Below are 19,952 nucleotides of genomic sequence, written 5' to 3'. Positions count from 1 at the left end.
GATTTTATTGGACTTGGGCTGAAAAAATCGGGAATGAGTTGACGGAGCAGAAAAAAGCCCCAATATGTGACATAATATTCTAAACGGAAATGTAGTACTTTCTCCCAACCCGGAAGAGAGAAGGAAGAAACATTGCCGTCGGTCTGAGATAAAAAAACTCCCCTGGTTTGCCCAGGGGCCGGACCTTCCCGAAGGAATGTTGTTGGATGAGACATAAGTAACCTTATGTCGGATAAATGTCAACTACCTTCGAACCTTTTTGCTTAAAATTAATTTTTTTGCCCCCGGGGGCAAAAGAGGATCCAAGGTATGGGCGAGCATTTTCCATATATAAAATTCCTCTCGGACATCATCGATTCCGGGGTTTGGGCCACTTTATCCCCAGCCGCAAAGACTCTTTATCTCGTCCTGCTTAAATTTAGTGACCAGACTTTTAAGCCAGTCTGGCCTAGTAACGAAAGCTTGATCCGGCTCACCGGCTTAAAAACTAAAAAATCAATCAACGAAGGAAAAAAAGACCTAGTAAGAGCAGGCCTTCTTCAATTTGTTCCTGGGACCGGGCATAAGAACTCCACTTATTATTTTTGCTTCAATTACCCCGGTTCCAGAATTCCACCCCAGGGGGTTATTTTTGGAAACCCCGGAGGTGGACTGGGATCGGCCCCAGGGGTGTTGGCGGGTAGCCCCGAGGGGGGTCAAACTGGAAACCCAAACAATATAAATATAACCATCCATAATACCCAAAACCAAAAACCTAGTTTGGAAAAGAAAGATTTGAGTTTAGATTCTTTAAGAGAACGTTACGGAGATGGTATCCTGTCCGAAGCAACGGAAATTGCGAAGGCACAAGGACTAGGAGATAATTTACATTATATTCGAGGTATTTGCAAAAATCTGTCCGGAACCAGACGGCCGAATTTTGAGCATACCTCCCCCGTCCAGTCTCAAGGCCCGGGACATTCTTCAGGAAAAGAAGCTTCTTGGAACGGATTTCTAGAATGGTGTAAGGGGAATCTTTCTAGAAGCAGCGTGGAAGTATTGGAGAAACTTCAGGTAGAACCGGACGGTAAGACTCTTTTGGTGAAGGATCCGCTTCCTGAGACACTTAGGATGATCATTACAAAGTACTTCACAGACAAAATCCACCCCTCGATACTGGTTATATTTTCTGCAAAAGCCGAAGAAAACCGGATACATGTATAAAAAGGACTACGCAAAGCTCTTATGAATGAAGAATCCATCCGGATCAGCCATCCTCGACAAGTTAAAGTAAACGAAATCAAGACCAAAGGTACGTTCGAATTTAAGGAAGGAGGGCTTCGCTCTTATTCCGAGCAGTTGGACCATCCGGGTGTCGGGGTCTTAACATTAGTTTTAAATCCAGGCTCTAGTTTTAATCAGATCAAGTTACATCAATCGGAACAATCCGGCACATTCTTCCCTGACTCTTTTAAATTCGAAATTTCTTTGGATGGAAAAGTTTGGGAGCCGATCCTGCAAGAAACCGGTTTCAGAAGATTGAATAAGAAAGTGGGACAATGGAACTTCTCCTTGGTCCGAGCCAACTTTCTAAAATTGGTCAGTAAGGTTTCCGAAAAAGAAGGAGCCAAATTTAAAGTTTCTATCGGAGCTTTAGAAGTCGGGATCTCGGGAGTCACTAAATTAGAAGTGAGTTCCGAAAAAGATAGATTCTGGGTAAAAGAAAATCTGATCGATGAAAGGCCTGATTACGGTTGGTCTTCTGCGGAATCCAATCAACCTAAGGAAGAATTTTTCTTAATGGATCTTGGTTCGATCAGCAGGGTGAATGAACTGAGAGTTCTTTCGCCGAAAGATGGTCATTTACATTTTCCGGAAACTTTTACCGTATATTACAGCGAAGACGATCTGACCTGGAATCAGCTTTTGGAAGAGAACCAATTCTTATCCGAATTGGGAACTTGGTACCAGTGGAGATTTTTACCTACGAATATTCGTTTTTTGAAATTCGTTTCCCGCCCTCGTAAGATCCAGAACAAAGAAAAATATTCTACAAGTATAGTCGAAGTGGAATTATATGCGGCTCCCTACTTAAGCGAGCTGACTCATAAGCCTACTGCGGAACCTCTCCCCTATGCTACTGTTTTAAGATCAGGTTTGGTCCGACTCGCAATTGACGGAGAAACTTCCGAAGGTGCCGCAGTTCAGGCAAATGACAGAAGGTTGAGAGACGGCTCTACGGAGTATAAAGGTATCGTAGAACTTGCTTCCGATGGAGAAGACAAAGAAGGTGTTGTTGTACAAGGGAATGACAGAAGATTAAAACATTCTACCGAGGCTTCTTATGGCCTGGTGCGCTTAGCTGCGAACGGCGAAAATCGGGCAGATAGAGTCGTGCAAGGGAATGATGATCGTTTAAAACCTTCTTCTACCCAAAGTTTTGGTATCGTGGAACTTGCGGAGAATGGTGAGACCAAAGAAGGTACTGTCGTTCAGGGAAATGACGATCGTTTAAAACATGCGACCAACCAAAAATTCGGTTTGGTGCAGTTGGCTCCACCTGGTGACGCAAGTCCAGGAAAAGTGGTCACTTCCGATGATCCTAGGCTAAGACATGCTACTACGGAAAGTCCTGGTATTTTAAGATTCGCTTCCAATGGAGAAGAGTCTGCGGATGCTGCAGTACAGGGAAATGATAAAAGATTAAAAATTTCCACTCCTCAATCTTACGGGATCGTGAAACTGGCTCGTTCCGGGGAAACAAAAGAAGGCGCGGTTGTTCAAGGCGACGACGAAAGATTGCGTAACGCGAGCACCGAATATCCAGGGATCGTAACGGTTGCTCCTAAAGGAAAATCCATCCCTGGTCATGTGGTTTCTTCCGATGATCCTAGATTGTCGGATGCGAGACAGCCTCTTTCTCACACCCATGATTACGCTCCTAAAGAGCATGATTTCAGTTCTCATACCGGATATTTGAGATTAAAAGGTTCTGTAGAAGCTCCTTATGCGAATATCTCCCCTCCTCCTGAAAATGCAGGACTCGCTTATGCAAGAAATGAGAGCGAAAAAGGAGCAGGTATCGTAGGTTCCGGTAGATTCTCCGGGATCCTAGGCTTCGGTGAAAAATTCGGAGTTCGCGGTGATAGCGCTTCCGGAGAAAAAGAATCCGCCGGTATTTTGGGTCTTGCCAAAAGAGGATTCGGTGGATGGTTCCATTCTAGATCCGGCCATGCTTTGTATGCGAGTGGAAAAGGGATCCCGAGTCTGAACGAAACAGGTTCGGGCAAAGCGATCTTGGCTGAAGGTGATTCTGATTTCTTAGGAACGGTATATCTTCAAACAGGAAAAGGTACGGATTGTATCGCTAAATTTTTCCCTGTGCAGTCTTCCGATGTGATTGCGGAAGGAGATCTTCTTGCAATGGGAGAAGATGGTAAACTTCATAAATCCAGGCAACCAAACGCTACCAATATAGTAGGTGTCGCAGTAAAATCCGCGGCATTAGTTTTGGGAGATAAACCCCAGGCGGAAGGACAGTGGCTGGTTGCAATCGCGGGCGTGGTACTTGCGAATGTAGAGGCCCAATCTTATCCTGTACAACCTGGCGACTTATTATGTTCTGGTCTTACCGGAGGCCATGCGGTCAGAGTTGCTCCTGAAAATTTAAAACCTGGAGCGCTTGTGGCAAAATCTCTGGGCTTACAAAGAAACGGCAGAGGGCCTATCCAAGTCCTTCTCTGCTGCAGTTGAAAAATTCCCCTTTTTTTGAGGGGAAAGGTTAGAATGAAAAAGATATTAGAAATTTATAAAACGGCTAAAGAGCCTGTGTACTCTTTCGAGTTTTTCCCACCTAAAACTCCGGAAGGAGAAGTGAAATTATTCGAAGCTGTGGAAGAATTATCCAAAGTGGATCCGGGTTATATCACTGTGACCTACGGAGCGGGAGGTTCCACCAGAGATAAAACGATCCGTATTACTTCCGAATTGGCTAAAAAATTTTCTCTTCCGGCTGCTGCTCATTTTACCTGCGTGGGCGGAAATAAGGACGAGATCCGAGTCATTCTAAAACAGATCAGAGAATCAGGTATCGAAAACCTGATGGCGCTCAGGGGAGATCCTCCTAAAGGAGAAGATGCTTTCAAAAAGGTAGAAGGTGGATTCGGATACGCAAACGAACTGATCTCTTTTATCAAACAAGAAGGTTTTGATTTTTGTATGGGCGCCGCCTGTTATCCTGAAAAACATCCGGAAGCTGCAAGTTTGGAATCCGATGTGGATAATCTAAAACGTAAAGTAGACTCGGGTGCTTCTTACCTGGTGTCTCAATTATTTTTTAAAAATTCTAATTTCGAATCTTTCTTAAATCTGATCCGCCAAAAAGGGATCTCTGTGCCTGTGATTCCAGGGATCATGCCGATCACTTCTTTTGCTCAGATTGAAAGATTTAAGGCAATGGCTGCCTGTGAATTTCCTGAAAAACTAGTTTCCGATCTGGAAGAAGTAAAAGAGATCCCGGAAGAATTTTACAAAAGGAGTATCGATTTCTCCGTAAATCAGTGCCGTGAGTTGGTCAAAATGGGAGCTCCCGGAATCCATCTTTATACTTTAAACCAATCTCCTGCGAGTTTGGATATAGTCAGAGAACTGAAAAATTAAAGAAATAGTTCCTTCTCTTTTTCCGGAGGAAGTAATCCTGTTTCGAGGGCCTTCTGCTGTAATAAGCGGATTGCCCTTTCTCCTTCTTTTCCTAAACTTTTAGAAAATTCATTCACATACAGATCTATATGTGCATCCGCCACTTCTCTGGTTGTGGTTTGAGAATGTTTTAAAATATAATCGTACATACTTTCTCTGTTTTGGTAAGCCAGAGAAAGACTTTCTTTAATCGCCGAATCCAGGTCATGTTTTGTTTGGGAAGGAAGATCTCTACGGATCGCGATACATCCCAGTGGAATATGTGCTCCGGTTATTCCTTCCCACCATTCTCCTAGATCTTCTACTTTAGCGAGTCCTCTTTTTTCGTAAGTGAATCTTTCTTCGTGGATGACTATTCCGAAGTCAGCTTCTCCGTTTTTCACCTTATCTAAGATCAGATCGTATCTTGTGGGAACGGGTGTAAAATCCCCTTTTAAATACAGATGTGTAAGTAAGTTTGCAGTGGTCCAAAGTCCCGGGACCAAAATTTTTTTTCCATTAGGAGTTCCTACCGAGGAGCCTTCTTTTTTTACGATGATCGGGCCGCAGTTCCTACCAAGCGCGGATCCGCTGTCCAAAAGAGAATATTTATCCGCCACATGGAACAGGGCTGCGAATGAAATTTTCGTGGCTTGGAATTTTCCTTTATCCGCGAATTGGTTCAGTTGTTCCACATCGTAGAGTTCTTCTTTGATAGAAAAAGGCGACTTGGTCTTTCCGGAGATTAAATGATAGAAGATGAATGTGTCGTTCGGACAGGGAGAATATGCCAGACTGAGTTCCATTCTTCCAGGCAATCAGTTTTGATTCTTTTGGAAACGAAAAAAGGAGGTGGAAGGAACTCCTGCCCTCGGGTCTATTGGAAAAGAATCGTGGCGCACTTGGATATTATTTCGAACTCTCACAAATTCCCAAAATTGGACGGGCTTCTCCCCTTTCATACGATTGCAATGGATCTGGATGGAACACTTCTGGATTCCCGCGCTTCTATTTCCAGTTTGAATCATTATGTTCTGCAATCCGCATTGGATCAGGGAGTCGGATTGATTATCGCTACGGGCAGAAGGTTCTCTTCCGCTCTTCCGTATGCTCAGGAGTTCCGAGGAAATGTAATCGTGGTGGCCAATAATGGGCAGGTGCTTCGCAGTTCTCCCGATGGTCGTAGAATTTCAGAGACGTATATTTCCGAAAAAGCGGCATTCGCGGTTTTATCTTTAGGAAAGAAGAAGGGCCATTCTCCTCTTCTCCATGTGGACCGCTTCGAAGAAGGGATCGATATCTTATTAGAGTCTCCGATCACGGATGAAAGATATCATAATTATTCGGGCGGAGATATTGCAAGAACCAAGGTGGTTTCTGATCTTCCGGGACATTCTTCCGATCGTGCGCTTGTGATATGTTATCTTTCTTTAATGAAGGAAGAATTGATCGAATTGGAAAAGGAACTTCTATCCTTGCCCGAGTCCTCGGAATATAGGACCGTAATCACAAAAATTCCGGGAGTATCTTATTGTTTAGAAGTATTGGAGAAGGGAGTTTCCAAGTGGACTGCCATCCAATCTTATTTAAAAATTTCGGGTTTAGACGAGTCTGGAGTCATCTCTTTCGGAGACGAATTGAATGATAGGGAAATGCTTTTTTCTTCCGGATATGGATTCGCGATGAAAAATGCAGTGCCTGTTTTGAAAGAAGGCGCTTCTTATATTACCAAATATTCGAATAATGAAGATGGGATCGCGATGACTCTTTTGGAATTATCCGTGCTTTCGTTTAGATAAGACTTTTTGATTTTTATCAATCTTTACTTCGCAAGAGGAGCAGGCGGCTTCGTAACAACCGAAACTTGTCTCCTTAGTTTGGGTTTTGCTAAATAAACTTTTAATGGAAGAAACGAGCGGAAAGCCCAAATAAACCGCTGCAGAGCCTACTACGAGATAAACAATTTTATCTTGGAAGCCTATGTCCCAAACCATAAGTCATTTTGAAAATCGTTCTCAACACTTGCAAGAGGAATATTTTTCGGATCTCTCTGACAGTATTTTGACAAATAAGGCCCTGAATTAGGTATGATCGAAGATAGATGTGGTCCACATTACAAGTTTTTCACTCTGAATCTTCCGACAGGGATTTGTTTGCTCTTCCCGACGCGTTTTCTTGGAAGACTTGTATGCGTACTGTTCTTGTTTCAGATTCCAGAATACATCCTCATCCGGAAAATCTTCCTTCTCATTGGGAAAGTAAATCCGGTTACGAAGCGTATAGACTTCTACTCGAAATTATTTCCGGTTTAAAATCTAAATTGTTTGGAGAGACGGAAGTCCTCTCTCAGTTCAGACAAAGATTCCAAGAATTACCCGATCTTGCTTTCGGGGATTATCTCGCAAAACTCAGAGACAATCTGATCGAAGACTGCAGGACTCTCCGCTCCGGTTATTTACAAAATTTAGGAGAACAATCTTACGGCGGCTTGGCGGATAAATATTTATCCGAAGCGGCAAATCCTCCTAAAGAGATTGTACTTTTCGGAACAGGACAACTTGCTGAAAAAATCCTTCCTTGGCTTTCTCATTCTAATAGAAAAACTAAGATCGTAGGACGTAATCCAAATCGTTTGGAATTTTTATCTTCCGTTTCCGGTGCTTCTTCTCATCTGATGGAAGACTGGTCTCCTGAAGGAGAGGCTTGGGTGATCGCAGCACCTATGGACCTTTCTACTTGGATGGATAAATTGGCTCCGGGAAATCTGGTTTTAGATTTTAGAGAAGAGCCTTTGGAAGGATCCTGGCCCTCAGATATCGTATATATTTCCTTTGCAGAAATGCTTTCTTCCTTGAAAGAAACGGAAGAAAGAACTAGAAAAGTGAAGGAAGAATTAAAATCCGTTTTAGACGAGCTTTTGGAAGAAAGAGAACTGGAAGCTCATCAATTTGTATTCGGTTGGGATGACCTACCTTGTCCGACGTTCTAAGAATCGGTTCCCGAAAAAGTTCCCTCGCAAAATTACAGACCTGCCTCGTACAAGATCAATTGCGTAAATTGTATCCCGAGTTGGACCTCCGACTTTTTTTCAAGGAAGCAAGCGGTGATCAGGATCTAAACACTCCACTTTGGAAGATGGGAAGTAGAGGTGTATTCACCCAAGACTTAACCAAGGAACTTGTTCAAGGAAATGTGGATGTAGTCGTTCACTCCTTTAAGGACCTGGATCTGGAAGGCCACGAAGGCACTGAAATTTTAATGGTGCTTCCTCGTGCGGATCAGAGAGATGTTCTTCTATTTAAAAGATCTTCTTACGAAAATCCTCCTAAAGAAATTAAGATCCATTCTTCCAGTCCAAGAAGAGAGTATAATCTTTCCGCATTTCTTCCGACTGCACTCCCCTCTCGTCTCCAAAATTTACCGATCAGTTTTCATCCTGTAAGAGGAAATGTGCAGACCAGGCTCCGCAAATGGAAATCCGATCCTGAGGTTTCCGGTCTTGTGGTTGCAAAGGCTGCGATAGATCGCCTTCTTTCCGAAAATTTTTCTTTTTCAACTACGGAAGAATATTCAGAACTTAGAAAAGAGATCAGGACTTCTATTGCAAACGAACTGTTTATGGTCCTTCCTTTATCAAAAAATCCGAATGCACCTGCGCAGGGTGCGCTTGCTGCTGAGATCAGAAAAGGTGACGAAAGGACTAAAAAATTATTACTCCCACTTTTGAACCGAAAGGAAGAAGAAGCAGTCTTGGAAGAAAGGAAGATCCTTTCTTATTTCGGCGGGGGCTGCCACCAAAAGATCGGAGTTTCCGTGATCTTAGGCGGACCTGCTGATTTTCTGTTCGTTCGAGGCAAAACCGATTCCGGTTCCGAGTTAGATGCGTTTGATCGTTGGAAGGGAGAAGAATTGCCGATCCCTTCTTCTTTAGATCTTGTATTTCCGAAACCAAGACAGGGTTTCAGAATGAAACGTTCTCCTGTGCAGCAGGCTTCTATTCCGAAAGAAAAGTTTTGGTTTGTTTCTCGCGCGGATTCTTTGCCTAAGGATTGGGAATTGCCGGGAGCGGAGACTGTCTTTATCGTAGCAGGCGCAAAAACCTGGGAAAAATTAGCATCCAGAGATGTTTGGGTGAACGGCTCCACTGACGGTTTGGGTGAAGAAGACGCCAAAAATATCGTAAGCTTTTACGAATCTAATCCCGATTTCATAAAGCTCACTCATGAAGAGAGTGATATCATTGAAGGTGTGTGGAGAAGGTTCGTAACTTACAAAGTGGACTTTGAATCCGAACAGCCTGATCTTTCCGGATATTCTCATTTTTTCTGGATGAGCGCTTCTCAATTTGACAGGGCTTATAAAAAAAATCCGGAAATAGGATCTAAAATTCATTCTTGCGGGACCGGAGCCACGTATAAATATATTAGAAAAACATTAGGTGATTCTGCGAAAATTTTCGCGTTCCCTAATTTTGAATCTTGGGAAAGAGCCTGCAAGGGTCATATTCCGGATTTTCTTACAAAAAGAGGTGCTGTATGAGTTTCGAGAGTTTGTTGGGCCTGAGAAGAAATAGACTCAATGCTCCGCTCAGAAATTTGGTCTCTTCGGAGAGTTTGAATCCTAAAAAACTGGTCCAGCCCATCTTTGCGGCGGAAAGTTTGAAATCTCCGGAAAAAATGTCCTCTTTGCCTGGAGTATTCCGGGACAGCCAAGATTCCATTTTGTCTCAAGTGGAATCTGATCTGAAAAATGGCGTGGAACATTTTCTTTTATTTTTGGTTCCGGAAAAAAAGTCGGATGATTCTATCCCGAAATCGTTTTATAAAAACGTAATTGGTAATATTAAATCCAAATTCCCGGAAGCATTTCTCTGGGTAGATACTTGTCTTTGCTCTTTGACCACTCATGGTCATTGTGGGCTTTTGGATCCTAAGGGTAGAATAGACAATGTAAGTTCCGTCAAAAGACTTTCAGAGTTAGCTCTTTGTTATGCGGAATCGGGTGCAGATGGTATCTCCCCTTCCGATATGATGGATGGAAGGATCAGAAGTCACAGAAATATCCTGGACTCCAACGGTTTCCAACATGTTCCGATCATGAGTTATTCTACGAAATTCAAGAGCCATTTTTATGGTCCATTCAGAGAAGCAGCAGAGTCCGCTCCCGGTCATGGAGATCGTTCTTCTTACCAAATCGATGTAAGAAATAGGGAAGATTCTATTCTTTCTTCTATCAGAGACACGGAAGAAGGCGCAGATCTTCTGATGGTTAAGCCTGGCATCACTTCCATCGATCTCATTTTACCGATCAAAGAACAAACCGGATTGCCTGTGGGCGCTTATCAAGTAAGCGGAGAATATGCCTCCATTGCGTTACTTGCGGAAAATGGATTTTGCAAATTTGAAGATGCTCTTAAAGAAACATGGCAGGTGTTTTCCAGAGCGGGCGCATCTTATCTGATCACTTATGCTGCAAGAAGAGGAAAGGAGATTTTAGGCTGATGTTTCCAAGTTCCAAGGAACTTTTTGAAAGAGCAAAAAAAGTAGCACCGGGTGGAGTACATTCTCCCGTTAGATCCTTTCGTTCCGTAGGAGGAGACCCTGTATTCTTCCAATCGGGAAAAGGTGCAAAACTTACGGATGTTTCCGGAAAAGAATATATAGATTATTGTTTAAGCTTCGGGCCATTGATCTTGGGACATAGAGACGAAGATGTCCAAAAGATCGTATCCGAAACTGCGGAACTTGCTTGGAGTTTCGGAGCTGCAGAACCTTATTCCTTGGAACTTGCAGAATGGATCGTGTCCAGAATTCCTTGGGTGGAAAAGATCAGATTCGTGAACAGCGGGACGGAAGCAGTAATGAGCGCATTACGTGTGGCCCGTGCTGCAACCGGCAGGGATAAGATCCTTAAATTCGACGGATGTTATCATGGTCATTTGGACGCATTGCTTGTAAAGGCAGGCTCCGGACTTGCGGGAGAATCTTCTTCCGATAGCGCAGGTATCGGCTCTGAATTGATCAAAAATACTTTAGTTTTACCTTTGGACGATGAGAAAGCGGTAGAGGAACTTTTTGCAAAGGAAGGCAAAAGTATCGCTGCATTAGTCATAGAACCTCTGCCTGCAAATTACGGTTTATTAATACAAAGAAAAGAATACTTATCCAAGATCGTAGAGATCGCCAGAAAACACGGAAGCCTTGTACTTTTCGACGAGGTGATCAGTGGATTTCGGGTAGGCCTAAAAGGAATGAGCGGAGAATTGGGAATCGCGCCTGATCTAGTAACTTACGGAAAGATCATTGGAGGAGGATTTCCAGTCGGAGCTTACGCTGGAAAGGCTGAACTTTTGGATCTGGTTGCTCCTCAGGGGCCTGTATACCAGGCAGGAACATTAAGTGCTAGTCCTTTTGGAATGAGGGCAGGTCTTTCTACCATCCAAAAATGTGAAAAAGAGAATGTATGGAATATTTTGGAAAACCGTACCAAATCTTTTGTTTCCGGAATGGTTTCCATTTTAAGGGAGAGGGATCCGGAGGGAGATTGGGATTCCAGTGTATATTCTTCTTTGTTTTGGTTCCATAAAAAGTCCCCCTCCTCTATTCGTACCGTGGATAAGATCCCTTCGGGTCATAAGGAAGGTTTTGCAAAAGTTTTCCACGCACTTCTTGCGGAAGGGATCTATCTGGCTCCTTCCGGTTATGAGGTCGGTTTTTTGAGTTATGCTCATTCTGATAAAATACTTTCCGAGACATTGGAGAAAGCGGATTTCGCATTAAAAAAATTGAAAGTATGAAGGTCTTCGATTCTAAAAAGATTGTTTTATCGGTGGTCTGGGTTTTGACCACCGTGTCTCTCGGGGTCTGGTGGCTTTTTTTAGGATTAAGACAGAATAGAATGGCGACCGAACTCGCCTCCCGCCTAGGATCTCGGATCGATATAGATTTTTTAGAAAAATTAGAAAGACAAAGTGCCATGATCAAAATGGAAGGGACCTTCTTCCTATTCTTATTAGTAAGCGGCGGCGCCACATTAATATGGCTTACATTTAGGGAAGAAAAAAGAAATAAACTCATCCACGATTTTTTCTCCACAGTCACTCATGAAATGAAAACACCTTTGGCGAGTCTTAGGCTGCAAGCGGAAAGTCTGCTGGAAGAAGGTGTGGATGCGGGAAAAGATAAACTTCTTCATAGATTATTAAAAGACTCGGATCGGATCGAATCCCAGATGAACAAGGCATTGTATCTGGCAAGCCTCATGAGATCCGAAGGATTATATTTAGAAGAGTTGGACCTTCGACACTGGGAAGAAAGTCTAAGAGAAGAATGGTCCGAGTTGGACATTCGGACGGAATGGAAAGAAACCAAAGTGTTAGCGGATAGAAGAGCACTCGAAAGTATTTTTAGAAATCTTTTGGAAAACTCCGTGCAGCATGGAGGAGCCACTCAGGTAAAAATCCTTTCCGAACCTGTTTCCGGAGATAAGATCAAATTCAAATTCGAAGACAACGGTAAGGGATTCTCCGGTGATTTTAAATTATTAGGAAGATTATTCTTAAGACATACGAGCACAAGCGGCACCGGAGTCGGGTTGTATATCGCTGAAAAATTGGCCGGAAGAATGGGCGGGAACTTCTCCGTTCGAAATTCAGAGTCGGGAGGATTTTCGGCAGAGCTTATTCTACCCTCTTATTCTTCTCAAAGGAGAAGCGGCGTATGAAAGCGAAATTATTATTAGTGGAAGACGACCGCTCTTTAGGTGAAACCTTAAAAGAACGTTTGGAGAAAGAAGGATACGAAATGGTTTGGACCGTTTCCGCTCAGTCCGCAAAAGTTTTGGCTGCGGATTCCAAACCCGATCTTATTCTTTTAGATGTTCGTCTGCCTGACGGAGACGGATTCGAGTTAGCGGAAGAATTAAAATCCAGAAAAGATTGTCCTCCATTTTTATTTTTAACCGCACATTCGGGAGCGCCCGAACGTTTGAGAGGTTTCGAACTTGGCGCAGAAGAATTTATACCTAAGCCGTTCCACTTAAAGGAATTGTTGATTAGGGTCAAACATGTATTAGAATCTCATAAACATTCCATAAAACAGGCTAAATATTCATACGAAGGTTATCTTCTGGATTTTTACGGATATTGTATCCATACTCCATCCAAAGAAGAGATCCATCTTTCCAAAAGAGACTGCGCTCTCTTGAACTTTTTAGTGGAGGAAAGAGGAAGAACGGTTAGCCGTGACGAGATCCTAGACCGCCTTTGGGGAGAGGAAAAATTCCCTACAAATAGAACTATAGATAATTCCATTGTTAGATTACGCCAAGCCTTCGGAGACAAAGGCGAAGATGCGATCCGTTCCGTGAGAGGAGTCGGTTACCAATGGATTGGAGACTTAAAAAATGTCTAATACTAGATTCCAAGCAGCGCTTAAGTTAGAGCCCCAAACAACTCCTCCGATCTGGATGATGCGCCAGGCGGGCCGATATCATTGGCATTACCAAAATTTAAGAAAAAAACATTCTTTCGAAGAATTATGCAAAGTTCCCGAACTTGCTGCGGAAGTCGCTTTCGGTCCTGTGGATGATTTTGATTTTGATACCGCAATTTTATTTTCCGATATTCTTTTCCCTTTAGAAGCATTCGGAATGGGACTACGTTTCGGAGATGAAGGCCCGAAACTAGGATGGCATCTTTCCACATTAGAAGATCTGAATAAGTTTTATCCTTTGGAGCAAGCGGTGGAATTTATGGGATTCCAGAAAGAGGCCGTGATCCGCACCAGAAAGAGGATTCCTAAGGATAAATCCTTGATCGGATTTATAGGAGGACCTTGGACATTATTCTGTTATGCCACTCAAGGGAAACATGATGGAAATCTAATACTTCCTAAAGTTTCTGCGGAGCTGAGAGAAGGTTTCTACGAGAAGATGCTGGCTTTATTAAAAGAGAATATACGCTTACAATTGGAAGGCGGCGCAGAGATCGTAATGATCTTTGATACGGCCGCGGGAGACGCTTCTCCTGTATTTTTCCAAGAAGCAATTTTACCTACGATCAAGGTTTTGGTGGAAGCATTTCCGGGTAAGATCGGTTATTATGCTAAAAATCTTGCACCTGGGTCTTTACAATCCCTTAGAGAAGTTTCCGGTCTGACCGGATTCGGAATGGATCATAGAACGGACATCGTCGGCTTTTTGGGAAACGGATCTCATTTTGTGCAGGGAAATTTCGATCAGGCATTATTATTTATGGAGCCTGGGGAATTTAAGAAATATTTAAATCGTTGGATCAGGCCGTTTTTGGATCTGGTCCCCGAAAAAAGAGCAGGATGGGTCTGCGGTTTAGGGCATGGAGTCCTTCCAAAAACCCCGGAAGCGAATATTAGAACTTTCGTAAGTACGATACGTGAGGCATTCGTATGAGTTCCAAATCCGATCTAATTAGAAAATACGATGTTCCGGCGCCTAGGTATACCAGTTATCCTACTGTGCCCTATTGGGAAGATAATCCTACCAGGGAAGAATGGATAGATGCGCTTCGCAGAAGGTTGGTTCCGGATGATTCTTCCGTAGCATTATACCTTCATATTCCATTCTGCGAAACTCTCTGCTCATTTTGCGGATGTAATACTTCTATTACCAAAAACCATTCTGTAGAAGATCCTTATATAGAAACAGTTCTACAAGAATTCAGGAAATACCAAGAAGAACTTCCTGAGTTGACTAAGCGTGAGCTGAGAGAATTACATTTGGGCGGTGGATCTCCTACTTATCTTTCCGAATCTAATCTGGAAAGTCTCTTAAAACCTATTTTAGATTCTTGGAATGTAGCGGATTCTCCCGAATTCTCCTTAGAAGTGGATCCGAGAAGGACCAGGCTTTCACAATTGGAAGTTTTAGCAAAATATGGATTCAGAAGGATCAGCTTAGGTGTCCAGGACTTCGATCCGGAAGTGCAAAGATTAGTAAATCGTATCCAACCTTATGAATTGACTGAAGCAATTACACAAGGTTCTCGCAAATTAGGATATCATTCCGTAAATTTCGATCTGATCTATGGACTTCCTAAACAAACCAAAGAGAGTATGAAGGAAACGATCCGTAAAACTTTGGAACTTAGACCGGATCGTATCGCATTCTACAGTTATGCTCACGTTCCTTGGATCAAGGCTGCACAAAGATTATTTACCGAAGATGATCTTCCTAAGGGAGAAGAGAAAAGAGAACTTTATGAGATCGGAAGGGAACTTTTCCTGAGCGCAGGATATAAAGAAATTGGAATGGACCATTTTGCTTTAGAATCCGATTCATTATACACCGCTTATCAAGACGGAAATCTTCACCGCAATTTTATGGGTTATACCACCAAGTCCACCGACCTACTCTTAGGTTTAGGCGTGTCTGCAATTTCGGATAGTTGGGATTGTTTCTATCAGAACGAAAAGATCCTGAAAAAATACCAAAGAAGAATTTCGGAAAACGGACAAGCGATACTCAGGGGACATAAATTGAATTCTGAAGATTTGCTCCAAAGAGAACTCATTCTAAAACTTTCTACTTTGGGTAAAGTAGAGGTTCCGGGTCCGATTTTTGATGAGGTTCGCCTCTATTTGGCCAGTATGGAAGACGATAATTTAATAGAGTGGAAAGGAAAAACCCTTGTTTTAACGGATCTGGGAAAGCCTTTCTTAAGGAATGCATGCACAGGTTTGGACATGCGTTTGAGAAGAAAAAGTCCTGAAACCAAGGTATTTTCTCAGTCTATTTGACTCTCTTTCTGAAATATTCGGGTCCAATAGCTGTTTCTTCCTTTAGAAAGGACTCATTTGGAAATTAATTTCTTTTCGTCCAATACTTTAGGGACTTTAGTGGCGTAACACTTTTTCGTTTTTGAAATGTTATCTTTGCATTTAAAAAAAATTATACCGATCCTATTGATCGTTTTTGCTCCTGTCGGCATCTTTCCTGTTACCATTCTATTGAGAGAAGGTGGAAAAGTAAAAGGAGATATCATCACTCAAAACCAACATTCCGTTCTTCTCCAAACAGAATCAGGAAAACGTAAAGTAGATAAAGACCTGATCCTTAAAATACTTTTCCAAGACATAAACGACGACGAAGAGGAGAAGATCCGCAAAGAGGAAGAAGACAAACTCGCAGCGGACAAAAAGGAACTAGAAGATAAAGAAGCTGCCGAGAGACATCTGGAAGAAGAGAAACAAAAAGAAGAAGATCTAAAAAAACAAGCAGCGGCCGAAGAAGAAGCCCGCCGCATGGAGGAACTTCGCAAACAAGAGGCGAAACGTCCTTTAAACGCACTCATGAGATCCGCAGCAGTACCAGGCTGGGGTCAATATTATACGGATAGAAAGTTCCAGTCCATCCTCTTCCCTACTCTGTTTGCGATGACCGCATTTGTTGCGTATGATAAATTCAGGGTATATAGAACTTCCGTGAAAGAATATGGAGATCTTGGAAATCCATATACGAGAGAAAGTTTGACACTTGCCGCGATCGGACAAGCCCAGGCGGCAGCTACCCCTTCTTTATCTCCAATTGATGCATATTTTGCGAATCAATCCAGCCAGGTTCAGTTAAAAAGAAATGAAGCGGATAAAAACTTCAGAGAATACCAAGGCACCTTATACGTGTTAGGTGTGATATATCTTATAAATCTCGTTGATTCGTATTTTTTTGCAAATTCCGTCAAATCGGTGGTCCAGTTCTCAGACGGCCAAAGCAAGGGAATGGTAATTTCAGCGGTGCCTTCCAGTGTTGGAGCAGGAAGTGGATTTTCCGGCAACGGGACCTTCTCCGGAATGGAAACCAAATATACAATGGGTTACAGATTCGATTTCTGATCTTGATAAAAACTTTTCTTCCTTTTGAAAGAAAATCTAGGATTTTATTGCCAATAGTTTCCATCCCATTACTTTGTATCCGTGGCGAAATGGGTTCCGGATCATATAGTAATCGGCGCAGGCTTTACCGGCCTTCTGCATGCATTCCTTTCCTTAGAGAAGGGTGAGTCCGTATTAGTGCTGGAAAAAAAAGAAAGTTCGGGCGGTCTCATCCGTTCCGTCCGCACTGAATACGGGATCGTAGAAAGAGCGGCAAACGGGATCTTAAATTGTTGGGAATTGGAAAGTCTCGCTTCCCGCTTAGGATTGGATATCCTAATCTCCAATCCTTCATCTAAAAAACGTTATATATTTTCAGACGGAAAGATGAGAAGAATGCCTCTTTCCGTTCTCGAAATAATCTCTTTGGCGTTCTCGGTATTAACCGTACCTGCCCAGCCTCTTCCCGGAGAATCCATTTACCAATGGGGCAAAAGAGTACTGGGAGAAAAAACTCTCAGTAAAATCCTGGAACCTGCGTTAGGCGGAATTTATGCGGGGGATCTGGATGCGATGTCTGCAGAACTTGTTCTCGGAAAATTTTTACCGGAACAAGCCCCGCTTTGGAAAAATATCTTACATCTTCGAAATTCCAGAAAAGGAAAACCTAAACTTCTTCCGGGAAGAAGAGGGACGGTAAGTTTTAAAGGCGGGATCGGGACTTTGCTCGGAGCTTTAGAAGCGAGAGTATCTTCTCAAGGAAAGATCAAGTATAATCAGGATATTTCCAGCTTAAAAGAATTAAGAGCGGCTTATCCTAAGTCCAAGATCACTATCGCGACAAATCTAGGGACAGCACTAAAACTTTTAAAATCAGAATATAAAGAATTCAAATCCTACCAAGGAATGTTGGATACATTACCGATCGTAAGTGTGACCCGTTTCGGAAAGGATTCCATATTAAATGGTAAAAAAGGATTCGGAGTATTATTCCCTAAAGATCATAAAAGTTTTTCTTCCGAATTAGGGATCAGGTCCAGAGGGATCTTATTTAACGATTTTATATTCTCCGGTAGGACCTCCGACGGAATACATTCCGAAACATTTATCATGGGTGGTGCGGGAGATCGAGAAATTTCCTCCAAAACGGAAGAAGAGATCATCTCCATAGTGGAAGAAGATCGTAAAAAATTATTCTCCGAAAGCGGGATCCCTTTGAACCATTATGTGACTGTTTGGAAAGATGCACTTCCAGTGTATGGGCCTCAGCTTCACGCGTTCAATCGGGATTTGGACAGAGTTCTTCCTCCTGAAGTAAGAGTAGAAGGGAATTTTAGGAACGGGATCGGTTTAAAATCCATTCTAGAACGGGCCTTCTTCCTATATAATCCTGATCTTTCGGCCTGATCAGCGGGAGAACTTTTTTATTAAAATTCCTTTAAGTTCTTCTAGATCTTTTTTGATCCAGTTGGAATCCTCTTCGAATTTTTCAGGAGTCATTCCTTCCGTTTGGAATAATGTAAATACCAGCTCACTCCCCTCTTCATTCTCTATGATCCTAAGAGGGTTATAAGAAATATTTTCAGGACTAAATATCACATAATGGTCCAAGATCCCGTACGGATTTTTGTCCGTAAATTTTGCGGTCAGTTTTCCCATAGGAGAGTCGATAGACCATTCTCCATTTTCTAATGGAGAAATGGATTTGCATAAACCGGATGCCCACTCCGGAAAATTTTTAGGTTCGGAAAGATATTCGTACGCTGTCTTTTGGGCTACCGGGATAGTGACGCTGATATGTTTTGTGTTCTTTGTCTTGAGCATTTGTTTACTTTGAAAATTGATCGATCTTTTTCTGGATACTGATCTTGTCGTGAGAAGTTTTTGCAAGTGAAAGAGCTTTGCGAAAATTCTCCTCCGACTTAAATCTATTTATATCTAAATATAATTCTCCCAAAAGAGCAAAATAAAAATGATTATCTTTTAGGTTTAATTTTTCCGCTTCCAAGATCGCTTCTTCTTTTCCATTTGCTTTAGAAAGGGCGTATGTTCTGTTCAAAGCTGCAATAGGAGAATATTGTAATTGAAGTAGACGATTGTATAATTGCAAAATATTTTCCCATTTTTCTTTCGTATCTTCCTTTCGGGTATGCCAGTATGCAATTCCAGCTTCTAAATGATACTTTGTGAGCCTAATCCCGCTGGCGGCTTTGTTTAGGAAAATTTCTCCCTTAACGATCAGATCATGATTCCAAAGATCTGTGTCTTGATCTTGGTAAAGTATTTGTTCTCCATTCTCGTCTTGTCTTGCTTCGAATCTGGAAGTATGAAAACACATCAATGCAAGAAGAGCATATACTTGGGGTTTATCGGTGATCTTATTTTCCACGAGCATGCTGCATAGACGGATGGCTTCCAGGCAAAGATCTTTACGTAAGGTTTTGTTCTGACTGATAGAATAATAACCTTCGTTGAATAATAAATAGATCGTAGAAAGTACAGGATCCAGTCGATCTTCAATTTCTTCCGCTCCGGGCAGTTGGATTGCGATCTTTTCTTCTCTTAATTTTTCTTTGGCCCTAAAGAGTCTCTTGTTGATGGTTTCCTTATTGGTTAAGAAGGCATCTGCAATCTCTTCTATCCCGAATCCGCATAAAATCCTAAGAGAAAGTCCGACCTGTGCTTCGGAAGAAATAGAAGGATGGCATACTGCAAACATCATTCTGAGTTGGCTATCGTATATATTTTCTGGAGAAAGGTCTATCTCAGATCCGGTAGGTTCCTGCTGTGATTTAGTGAGCTCTGGAAGGATCTTGTTTTGAAATACCGAGTTTTTTTGCAGATAATTTTTGGCTTTGTTCTTTGCGACTGCATATAACCAAGCTGTCGGGTTTTGCGGGGTTCCTTTGATCCCCCAAGTTTCGGCTGCGGTTAAGAAAGTTTCGCTTGCGATCTCTTCTGCGGTTTCTAATCTCTCGAAACCTATATGTTTGCAAAGTACGGAGACAATTTTAGTATATTCATTTCTGAATAAATGAGGTAATATCTCCGAGCTTTGCATAATTTGTGCGAGATAAGTGTTTCGGTTAATGTGTATTATCTACGCCTACGACCTTTCTCACCTCTACACTATTCCCCGGGCCGTTTAGGATGGGACAGGCTTTAGCGATATTGGCAGCTTCTTCGAAATTTTTAGCCTTGATGGTAATAAATCCTGCTATGGATTCTTTCGTTTCTGCAAATGGCCCGTCTGTCATGATCTGTCCGGATTTGATTACCTTTCCTTCGGTTGATAATCCTGTTCCGCCTACGAATTTATTCTGAGCGGCGATCCCTCCCACCCAGTCCTGGTACATTTTCATGTATGTTTGCATTTGTTCCGGAGAAGGTTGTGCATCCTTTGTGATCAGATCCAGTCGCATTAAGATTAAGTATTCGTCCATATTTCCCTCC

General features: G+C 42.4%; 18 protein-coding genes. 14 read left to right on the top strand and 4 right to left on the bottom strand.

Annotation, left to right across the window (positions count from 1 at the left end):
* Positions 1 to 309 precede the first annotated feature (309 nt).
* The 3 genes from EHR06_RS08955 to metF are packed head-to-tail and all read left to right on the top strand — an operon-like array spanning position 310 to position 4,638.
* Positions 310 to 1,203: a helix-turn-helix domain-containing protein gene (locus EHR06_RS08955; RefSeq protein WP_135756683.1), complete on the top strand. Its 894-nt coding sequence runs from the start codon at positions 310 to 312 to the stop codon at positions 1,201 to 1,203.
* A 21-nt stretch (positions 1,204 to 1,224) separates the two neighbouring features.
* Entirely contained in the window at positions 1,225 to 3,732 is a 2,508-nt protein-coding gene (locus tag EHR06_RS08950; protein ID WP_135756682.1) for a discoidin domain-containing protein, read from the top strand.
* 33 nt (positions 3,733 to 3,765) lie between these two features.
* Positions 3,766 to 4,638 carry a methylenetetrahydrofolate reductase [NAD(P)H] gene (gene metF, locus EHR06_RS08945; protein WP_135756681.1) on the top strand — a complete coding sequence of 291 codons (873 nt, stop codon included), beginning with the start codon at positions 3,766 to 3,768 and terminating at the stop codon, positions 4,636 to 4,638.
* Here the strand turns inward: metF and EHR06_RS08940 are convergent.
* Entirely contained in the window at positions 4,635 to 5,462 is an 828-nt protein-coding gene (locus EHR06_RS08940; protein WP_167492280.1) for a 1,4-dihydroxy-6-naphtoate synthase, read from the bottom strand. The genes metF and EHR06_RS08940 overlap by 4 nt on opposite strands.
* 165 nt (positions 5,463 to 5,627) lie before the next feature.
* Here EHR06_RS08940 and EHR06_RS08935 point away from each other — a divergent pair, with 165 nt between their 5' ends.
* The 11 genes from EHR06_RS08935 (at position 5,628) to hemG (ending at position 17,906) form a co-directional block, all read left to right on the top strand.
* On the top strand, positions 5,628 to 6,455 hold the full coding sequence (locus tag EHR06_RS08935; protein WP_208757768.1) for a Cof-type HAD-IIB family hydrolase: 828 nt from the start codon (positions 5,628 to 5,630) through the stop codon (positions 6,453 to 6,455).
* Between the two features lie 302 nt (positions 6,456 to 6,757).
* Positions 6,758 to 7,645: a glutamyl-tRNA reductase gene (locus EHR06_RS08925; protein WP_135756678.1), complete on the top strand. Its 888-nt coding sequence runs from the start codon at positions 6,758 to 6,760 to the stop codon at positions 7,643 to 7,645.
* Positions 7,630 to 9,195 (top strand): hydroxymethylbilane synthase, encoded by a 1,566-nt coding sequence (locus tag EHR06_RS08920; RefSeq protein WP_135756677.1) that lies wholly within the window; start codon positions 7,630 to 7,632, stop codon positions 9,193 to 9,195. The genes EHR06_RS08925 and EHR06_RS08920 overlap by 16 nt, the downstream gene beginning before the upstream one ends.
* A complete protein-coding gene (gene hemB / locus EHR06_RS08915) occupies positions 9,192 to 10,157 on the top strand; it encodes a porphobilinogen synthase (RefSeq protein WP_135756676.1) in 966 nt (321 codons plus the stop codon). The genes EHR06_RS08920 and hemB overlap by 4 nt, the downstream gene beginning before the upstream one ends.
* Positions 10,157 to 11,452 (top strand): glutamate-1-semialdehyde 2,1-aminomutase, encoded by a 1,296-nt coding sequence (hemL, locus tag EHR06_RS08910; protein ID WP_135756675.1) that lies wholly within the window; start codon positions 10,157 to 10,159, stop codon positions 11,450 to 11,452. Before hemB ends, hemL begins: the two co-directional genes overlap by 1 nt.
* Positions 11,449 to 12,378: a sensor histidine kinase gene (locus EHR06_RS08905; protein ID WP_135756674.1), complete on the top strand. Its 930-nt coding sequence runs from the start codon at positions 11,449 to 11,451 to the stop codon at positions 12,376 to 12,378. The genes hemL and EHR06_RS08905 overlap by 4 nt, the downstream gene beginning before the upstream one ends.
* Positions 12,375 to 13,067 carry a response regulator transcription factor gene (locus tag EHR06_RS08900; RefSeq protein WP_135756673.1) on the top strand — a complete coding sequence of 231 codons (693 nt, stop codon included), beginning with the start codon at positions 12,375 to 12,377 and terminating at the stop codon, positions 13,065 to 13,067. The genes EHR06_RS08905 and EHR06_RS08900 overlap by 4 nt, the downstream gene beginning before the upstream one ends.
* Entirely contained in the window at positions 13,060 to 14,082 is a 1,023-nt protein-coding gene (locus EHR06_RS08895) for a uroporphyrinogen decarboxylase family protein (RefSeq protein WP_135756672.1), read from the top strand. Before EHR06_RS08900 ends, EHR06_RS08895 begins: the two co-directional genes overlap by 8 nt.
* Positions 14,079 to 15,428 (top strand): oxygen-independent coproporphyrinogen III oxidase, encoded by a 1,350-nt coding sequence (gene hemN, locus EHR06_RS08890; RefSeq protein WP_135756671.1) that lies wholly within the window; start codon positions 14,079 to 14,081, stop codon positions 15,426 to 15,428. Before EHR06_RS08895 ends, hemN begins: the two co-directional genes overlap by 4 nt.
* Positions 15,429 to 15,554: 126 nt before the next feature.
* Positions 15,555 to 16,520: an LA_0442/LA_0875 N-terminal domain-containing protein gene (locus tag EHR06_RS08885; protein WP_135756670.1), complete on the top strand. Its 966-nt coding sequence runs from the start codon at positions 15,555 to 15,557 to the stop codon at positions 16,518 to 16,520.
* Positions 16,521 to 16,601: 81 nt separating this feature from the next.
* Positions 16,602 to 17,906: a protoporphyrinogen oxidase gene (hemG, locus tag EHR06_RS08880; RefSeq protein ID WP_135756669.1), complete on the top strand. Its 1,305-nt coding sequence runs from the start codon at positions 16,602 to 16,604 to the stop codon at positions 17,904 to 17,906.
* Here hemG and EHR06_RS08875 read toward each other — a convergent pair whose 3' ends face one another.
* The 3 genes from EHR06_RS08875 to EHR06_RS08865 are packed head-to-tail and all read right to left on the bottom strand — an operon-like array spanning position 17,907 to position 19,942.
* Positions 17,907 to 18,323 (bottom strand): SRPBCC family protein, encoded by a 417-nt coding sequence (locus EHR06_RS08875; protein ID WP_135756668.1) that lies wholly within the window; start codon positions 18,321 to 18,323, stop codon positions 17,907 to 17,909.
* 4 nt (positions 18,324 to 18,327) lie between these two features.
* Positions 18,328 to 19,560 (bottom strand): RNA polymerase sigma factor, encoded by a 1,233-nt coding sequence (locus EHR06_RS08870; protein ID WP_135756667.1) that lies wholly within the window; start codon positions 19,558 to 19,560, stop codon positions 18,328 to 18,330.
* 25 nt (positions 19,561 to 19,585) lie between these two features.
* Positions 19,586 to 19,942, bottom strand: coding sequence for a YciI family protein (locus tag EHR06_RS08865; RefSeq protein WP_135756666.1), 357 nt, complete (start codon positions 19,940 to 19,942; stop codon positions 19,586 to 19,588).
* Positions 19,943 to 19,952 lie beyond the last annotated feature (10 nt).

It is taken from the genome of Leptospira dzoumogneensis (genome assembly GCF_004770895.1).
In the GTDB taxonomy this organism is placed as follows: domain Bacteria; phylum Spirochaetota; class Leptospiria; order Leptospirales; family Leptospiraceae; genus Leptospira_B; species Leptospira_B dzoumogneensis.
The sequence above is the reverse complement of the archived record's forward strand: the minus strand, read 5'-3'. Positions and strand labels throughout refer to the sequence as shown.

What these genes read in the sequence shown, in the direction of transcription:
- EHR06_RS08905 (WP_135756674.1), top strand. Translation starts at nt 11,449, where the DNA reads ATGAAGGTCTTCGATTCTAAAAAGATTGTTTTATCGGTGGTCTGGGTT.
- hemN (WP_135756671.1), top strand. Translation starts at nt 14,079, where the DNA reads ATGAGTTCCAAATCCGATCTAATTAGAAAATACGATGTTCCGGCGCCT.
- EHR06_RS08955 (WP_135756683.1), top strand. Translation starts at nt 310, where the DNA reads ATGGGCGAGCATTTTCCATATATAAAATTCCTCTCGGACATCATCGAT.
- EHR06_RS08885 (WP_135756670.1), top strand. Translation starts at nt 15,555, where the DNA reads ATGTTATCTTTGCATTTAAAAAAAATTATACCGATCCTATTGATCGTT.
- EHR06_RS08925 (WP_135756678.1), top strand. Translation starts at nt 6,758, where the DNA reads ATGTGGTCCACATTACAAGTTTTTCACTCTGAATCTTCCGACAGGGAT.
- EHR06_RS08935 (WP_208757768.1), top strand. Translation starts at nt 5,628, where the DNA reads ATGGATCTGGATGGAACACTTCTGGATTCCCGCGCTTCTATTTCCAGT.
- EHR06_RS08870 (WP_135756667.1), bottom strand. Translation starts at nt 19,560, where the DNA reads ATGCAAAGCTCGGAGATATTACCTCATTTATTCAGAAATGAATATACT.
- EHR06_RS08865 (WP_135756666.1), bottom strand. Translation starts at nt 19,942, where the DNA reads ATGGACGAATACTTAATCTTAATGCGACTGGATCTGATCACAAAGGAT.
- hemL (WP_135756675.1), top strand. Translation starts at nt 10,157, where the DNA reads ATGTTTCCAAGTTCCAAGGAACTTTTTGAAAGAGCAAAAAAAGTAGCA.
- hemB (WP_135756676.1), top strand. Translation starts at nt 9,192, where the DNA reads ATGAGTTTCGAGAGTTTGTTGGGCCTGAGAAGAAATAGACTCAATGCT.
- EHR06_RS08895 (WP_135756672.1), top strand. Translation starts at nt 13,060, where the DNA reads ATGTCTAATACTAGATTCCAAGCAGCGCTTAAGTTAGAGCCCCAAACA.
- EHR06_RS08900 (WP_135756673.1), top strand. Translation starts at nt 12,375, where the DNA reads ATGAAAGCGAAATTATTATTAGTGGAAGACGACCGCTCTTTAGGTGAA.
- EHR06_RS08950 (WP_135756682.1), top strand. Translation starts at nt 1,225, where the DNA reads ATGAATGAAGAATCCATCCGGATCAGCCATCCTCGACAAGTTAAAGTA.
- EHR06_RS08875 (WP_135756668.1), bottom strand. Translation starts at nt 18,323, where the DNA reads ATGCTCAAGACAAAGAACACAAAACATATCAGCGTCACTATCCCGGTA.
- metF (WP_135756681.1), top strand. Translation starts at nt 3,766, where the DNA reads ATGAAAAAGATATTAGAAATTTATAAAACGGCTAAAGAGCCTGTGTAC.
- EHR06_RS08940 (WP_167492280.1), bottom strand. Translation starts at nt 5,462, where the DNA reads ATGGAACTCAGTCTGGCATATTCTCCCTGTCCGAACGACACATTCATC.